This is a genomic window from Jiangella muralis (assembly GCF_001270745.1).
Taxonomy (GTDB): domain Bacteria; phylum Actinomycetota; class Actinomycetes; order Jiangellales; family Jiangellaceae; genus Jiangella; species Jiangella muralis.
In genome coordinates this window covers 325,290-330,568 of sequence record NZ_KQ434756.1, presented here as the reverse complement: position 1 = coordinate 330,568, position 5,279 = coordinate 325,290, and the positions used below count along the sequence as shown (strand labels likewise).

Annotated in this window: 5 protein-coding genes; 2 read left to right on the top strand and 3 right to left on the bottom strand. The window is 73.1% G+C overall.

Features of this window, described 5'->3' with window-relative positions; all coding sequences use genetic code 11:
• Positions 1–221: 221 nt before the first annotated feature.
• The 3 genes from ACW62_RS13450 to ACW62_RS13440 form a co-directional block, all read right to left on the bottom strand.
• Positions 222–1,301, bottom strand: coding sequence for a fatty acid desaturase family protein (locus tag ACW62_RS13450; protein ID WP_053204600.1), 1,080 nt, complete (start codon positions 1,299–1,301; stop codon positions 222–224).
• A gap of 169 nt (positions 1,302–1,470) precedes the next feature.
• The gene (locus ACW62_RS13445; RefSeq protein ID WP_053204599.1) at positions 1,471–2,667 is read right to left on the bottom strand and encodes a sensor histidine kinase; all 1,197 of its coding nucleotides are present in this window, start codon (positions 2,665–2,667) and stop codon (positions 1,471–1,473) included.
• Positions 2,664–3,332, bottom strand: coding sequence for a response regulator transcription factor (locus ACW62_RS13440; RefSeq protein ID WP_053204598.1), 669 nt, complete (start codon positions 3,330–3,332; stop codon positions 2,664–2,666). The genes ACW62_RS13445 and ACW62_RS13440 overlap by 4 nt, the downstream gene beginning before the upstream one ends.
• 155 nt (positions 3,333–3,487) lie before the next feature.
• On the opposite strand from ACW62_RS13440, the gene ACW62_RS13435 reads away from it, so the two are divergent.
• Entirely contained in the window at positions 3,488–4,180 is a 693-nt protein-coding gene (locus ACW62_RS13435; RefSeq protein ID WP_053204597.1) for a GNAT family N-acetyltransferase, read from the top strand.
• Entirely contained in the window at positions 4,177–5,151 is a 975-nt protein-coding gene (locus ACW62_RS13430) for a hypothetical protein (RefSeq protein ID WP_053204596.1), read from the top strand. Before ACW62_RS13435 ends, ACW62_RS13430 begins: the two co-directional genes overlap by 4 nt.
• The last annotated feature ends 128 nt before the right edge of the window (positions 5,152–5,279 follow it).

Sequence of the window (5,279 nt, the reverse complement as noted above, 5' to 3'; positions counted from 1 at the left end):
GAGCCACCAACACACCGTGACCGATCCCCGGCCACGCAGGCCAGACGAAACATCGAGGCTAGGGCGTGTCTCCCAAGTCTCGGCCGTAGCGAGCGGCGTCCAGGTGGATGCCTCGCAAGGCCGAGGAGGGAGTCATAGCGGGGTTCTATGACGACTGACGAGAACGCAGCGAGGCGCCGCCTGGGCGTCGCGCAGTAGGCCATGGACTTGGGAGACAAGCCCTAGGTCCGGTACTGCGCCGTGAGGGGACACTCGAACGGGTCGCGGGCTTTCAGGCCGACGTCGTTGAGGTACTGGACGACGATCTTGTAGGAGCCGGCTAGCGACGTCTCGGTGTAGGTGACCCCGTGGCGCTCACAGAATTCGCGCACGATCGGCTGCACCCGGCGCAGGTTGGGGCGGGGCATGCTCGGGAACAGGTGGTGCTCGACCTGGTAGTTGAGGCCGCCCATGGCGAGGTCGATGACGGGGCCGCCCTTGATGTTGCGCGACATCAGCACCTGGCGGCGCAGGAAGTCGATCTTCATCGACGCGGGGACGATCGGCATGCCCTTGTGGTTCGGGGCGAAGGCGCCGCCGAGGAGCAGGCCGAACAGGCCCATCTGGACGCCGAAGAACGCGATGGCCTTGCCCGGCGGCAGCACGATGAACAGCGCCGCCAGGTACCCGCCGAGGCGGACGGTGATGAAGAGGATCTCGACCCAGCGGTGCTCGAGGCGTTCGCGCCGCAGGATGTTCTGGATGCTGTGGACGTGCAGGGCGATGCCTTCGAGCAGCAGCAGCGGGAAGAAGAACCAGCCCTGCCGGTTCGCGAACCAGCGCCCGACCGGGCCGCGCTGGTGGTAGGCGACCGGCGAGAACGCCAGCACACCCGGGCCGATGTCGGGATCGGCGCCCTCCTTGTTCGGGTTGAGGTGGTGGCGGGTGTGCTTGCGCATCCACCAGCTGTAGCTCAGCCCGGTGAACAGGCCCGAGATGACGCGGCCGGTCCACTCGTTCCAGCGGTGCGAGGCGAAGATCTGCCGGTGCGAGCCCTCGTGGCCGATGAAGCCGAACTGGGCCAGGACGACGGCGAGGGCGGCGGCCAGCAACAGCTGGTACCAGGAGTCGCCCAGCAGCGCGAAGCCGACCCAGATGGCGGCGAACGCGGCGACGGTGCCGAGCATGAGGGTCCAGTAGTAGGCGTACCGGCGTTTGAGCAGGCCGGCCGCCTGGACGAGTTTGGACAGCTCGGCGTACGCGCTGACGTGCCGCTCGCGGGCGGATCCGCGGAGGGCCGGTGTTTCTGTGGCCGTGGTCATCAAAGGGGCACCCTTCTGGTGATCGCGGCCGTGCCCGGCCGAGGCGTCACAGCTGTGACGTCGCTGCTGCGATAACGGCTCCATCGAGATCCTGGTTCCGCAGCCAAGCGCAACCTACCGGGCGAGGGCGGACGATTTCCACGCATGGTGCGCATCCGGCGCGACGGGCTCATGGCGCAGCGGGGAAGGTGAGGGTGACGGTGGCGCCGTCGCCGGGGCGGCCGTCGATCGCGAGGGTGCCGTCGTGGGCGTGCACGATCTCGTCGACCAGCGCCAGCCCGAGACCGAGCCGCGGATGGTGCCCGTTGCCACCGGAGCCGCGGCGGAACCGCTGCGTGAGCTGGGCGGCCAGCTCGGGGTCGAGGCCGTCGCCGTCGTCGATGACGCTGATGCGGACGGTGCCGCCGGACCCGGACAGCCCGAGCGTGACGGTGCCGCCGCGGGCCACGTGGTCCATCGAGTTGTCGACGAGGGCGGCGACGGCGCGGCGCAGGGCGCTCGGCACGCCGGTGATGACGTGCGACTCGGCCGGGTCGCTGTCGACGACGAGGTCGACGCCGGCTTCGTCGGCGGTGGCGGAGAACGAGTCCTTGACCTCCGTCGCGACCCGGGCGAGGTCGACCGGTTGCCGTGACTCGGGACGGAACTGCATCTCCGCCGACAGCAGCAGGTCGTTGACGATGTCGTTGAGCACGCGGGCGTCGTCGACCAGCTGGTCGATCTCCTGCCGCTGGTCGTCGTCGCCGCCGGGGCGGCGTTGCAGCAGCTGGGCGCGGGTGTGCAGGATCGCCAGCGGGGTGCGCAGCTCATGGCTGGCCTCGGCGACGAACCGGCGCTGCGACGTCAGCGCGTCACCGAGCGGGCGGACGGCGCGCCGCGCCACCAGCCAGCCCAGCCCGGCCGCCGCCAGCACGCCGACGGCACCGACCAGGATCGACAGCCGGGCCAGCCGCTCGGTCTCCTCCTGCTGCTCGGTGAAGTTGGTCGCGGCGGCGACCCGGTCGTCGCCGCTCCCCTCGATGTGGGCGAGGAACGGGGTGTCGCACACCTCGAACCGCTGGGTCCCGGGTGCCAGCTCGTCGACGGCGGCCCGGACCTCGTCCTCCGTGCAGCCCTCCGGTGCGCCGTCGACGATCGTCTCCCCGGGCGCCGCGTGCTCCGTGACCTTTGCCTCCAGCTTGTACGCGGTGGCGGAGACCCGCTCCTGCCCGCTGATCGAATAGACCAGTGCGACGAGCACGCCGATGACCAGCGCGACCGCGATGGCCGTCTGCACGGCGACGACGATCGACGCCCGGCGCAGCAGCCGCCGGTCGGCCGGTGCGGACGGCAGGCGGTGCTCGGCGCCGCCGCGACGCCGGCTCACGCCGACCCCATGCGGTAGCCGAGACCGTGGACGGTGCGGATGACGTCGCGGCCGAGCTTGCGGCGCAGGTAGTAGACGTAGGTGTCGACGGCGCCGGGGCTGTCGGCGTCCTGGAACACCAGCCGGCGCAGCTCGTCGCGGGTGAACACCTGCGCCGGATGGGCGGCGAACAGCTGCAGCAGCTCGTTCTCGCGACCGGACAGCTCGATCGGCCCGGTCCCGCCGAGCACCCGCCGCGCGGTGACGTCGAGGTACCGCTCGCCGAGGTCGAGCCGCGTCGACGTGTCCGCGTGCCGGCGCAGCAGCGCGCGCAGCCGGGCCAGCAACTCGTCGATCTCGAACGGCTTGACGACGTAGTCCTCGGCGCCGGCGTCGAGGCCCTCGACGCGGTCCTCGGTGGTGCCGCGGGCGGTCAGGACCAGGATCGGTGACGCGACGCCGTGGGCGCGCAGCTTGCGGACGAGGTCGACGCCCTCGATGGCGGGCAGCCCTCGGTCGATGACCATGACGGCGTACTGGCTGGTCAGCGCGCGGTGCAGCCCGGCCTGGCCGTCGTGGGCGACGTCGACCGCGTAGCCCTCGCCGGTGAACAGCCGGTCCAGCAGCGCCGCCAGCTTGGCGTCGTCCTCGACCAGCAACAACGCGCGGTCCTGGGCGCCTGTCATCTCTCGATGCTCGCACGGGTGCTCTGAGGTTCCTCTGAGATTCGCGCCGAACCATGGAACCGAAAATCCACGCCTGGCGACAACGCGGCCGCCGGCTGGCACGTCTACCAAGACAAGAGCGCCGGGACGCAGGGCTGGTCGCAGAGAGGCTGATGATGAGCACTGAGCGCGAGATCGAGGTCCGGGCCGCCGCCGTCGACGACCTGCGCCGCACGGCGTCGCTGCACGTGGCGGAGCTGCCGCACGGCCTGTTCCCGCGGCTCGGCGACGGGTTCGTCCGGCGCTGGCACCGCGCCCACCTGGATTCCCCGTACGGCGTCGTGCTGGTCGCGGTGCGTGGCGGCGAGGTCGTGGGGTTCACGCTCGGCAGCACCGACCGGCCGGCCAACGTCGCCTGGATCATCGGCCACCGCCGGCGTGAGCTGGCGCTGGCCGGACTGCGGGCGCTGCTCACGCGGCCGGTGCTGGCCGCCGGGTTCGTCCGGTCGCGCGGGCCGCGGTACGCGCAGCGGCTGCTCGGACGGGGTGCGGCGACGGCCCGGGTGGCCGGGCCGGGCGCCGTGCCGGAGGCGGGCTTCGGCGTGATCGCCGTGCTCGAGGCGATCGTCGTCGCGCCGGAGCACCGGGGCCGCGCGATCGGCACCGAACTGACCGACGCGTTCCTCTCGATCGTCGGGGCGGCCGGCGTCGGCCGGGTCGAGCTGGTGACGAAGGCGGGCACCCGTGGGGCGGCCGGGTTCTACGAGCGGGCCGGCTGGCGGCGCGTCGGCGATCACGTCGACCGCGACGGCGACGAGGTGCACACGTACCGGATCGACCCGCGGGTCGTGCCACCTCTAGCGCGATGACCGGTCGCAGCGTCGGGCGCCGCGGCTTCCTCGTCGCGGCGGCCGCGGTCGTCGCGACGGCCTGCGGGGCGGACGAGTCGTCGCCGCCGCGCGCCGTGCGTTCGCTGCCGCGGCCGGTCCGCAAGCAGACGGAGCGGCCGGTGGTGCCCGACCTGCCGGCGTTCGTGCCCTGGCAGCCGGGCGCCGCGGAGATCTCGCCGGAGGTCAAGGTGGCGGCGGCGCGGGTGCTGGAGGCACTCGGCACCGTGCCCGACGGCGTCGCCGTCACCCCCGCGGCCGGCCGGCTGACCGCCGCGGGCGCCGACCCCACGCTCGCCGCGGCCGCGGGCCCGCTGCTGCCGCCCGCCGCGCCCGCCGTCGCGCAGCTCGTCTACCCGCAGTACGGCGGGCTGGAGCGCGACACCGCGAGCATCATGGCGGTGGTCCGGCAGACCTGGGCCGACGGCGCGACGCTGCGAGAGCGGGTGGTGACGGCGGACGTACGGCTGCGGCGCTCCGGCGGCGCGTGGGCGGTCACCGAGCTGCGCCCCGTCGCGCCGGCCCCGGACGCGGCCGCGGCGCTGACCGGCCCGGCCGCCGAGCTGGCCGGTCGCGTCCAGCTCCCGGAGGCCGCCGTCGCCGACCTCGCCGCCGGTGTCGTCGACGCACGGGTGGTCGCGGCGCTGCTGGAGCTGGCGGGGACGTACCGGCTGGCGGTCTCGGTGTTCCGGGCCGGTCATCCGGAGAACGTCTTCGGCACCGACCGCACCAGCAACCACACCCGCGGCCGCGCGGTCGACATCTGGGCGGTCGACGGCCGCCCGGTGGTGTCGATGGCGAAGGACGAGCCGTTCCTGCTCGACTTCCTGGCGGCGGTGCGGGCGACCGGCAGCGACGAGATCGGCGGCCCGGTCGACCCGGACGGCCCCGGCGGGAACCACTTCGCCGACGACCTGCACCGCGACCACGTCCACCTCGGGTTCGAGCGGTAAATGGGTGGGCCAGGCGTACCTCGCCGGTCATGGCGCTCTTTCTGCTGCCAGAGCCGCACGAAGAGCGCCATGACCTACGGCACGACGTCCGCCGAGGCGCACCGGCTCCTCGGCGACGAGCCGGTCTG

What these genes read in the sequence shown, in the direction of transcription:
- ACW62_RS13450 (WP_053204600.1), bottom strand. Translation starts at nt 1,301, where the DNA reads ATGACCACGGCCACAGAAACACCGGCCCTCCGCGGATCCGCCCGCGAG.
- ACW62_RS13440 (WP_053204598.1), bottom strand. Translation starts at nt 3,332, where the DNA reads ATGACAGGCGCCCAGGACCGCGCGTTGTTGCTGGTCGAGGACGACGCC.
- ACW62_RS13435 (WP_053204597.1), top strand. Translation starts at nt 3,488, where the DNA reads ATGAGCACTGAGCGCGAGATCGAGGTCCGGGCCGCCGCCGTCGACGAC.
- ACW62_RS13430 (WP_053204596.1), top strand. Translation starts at nt 4,177, where the DNA reads ATGACCGGTCGCAGCGTCGGGCGCCGCGGCTTCCTCGTCGCGGCGGCC.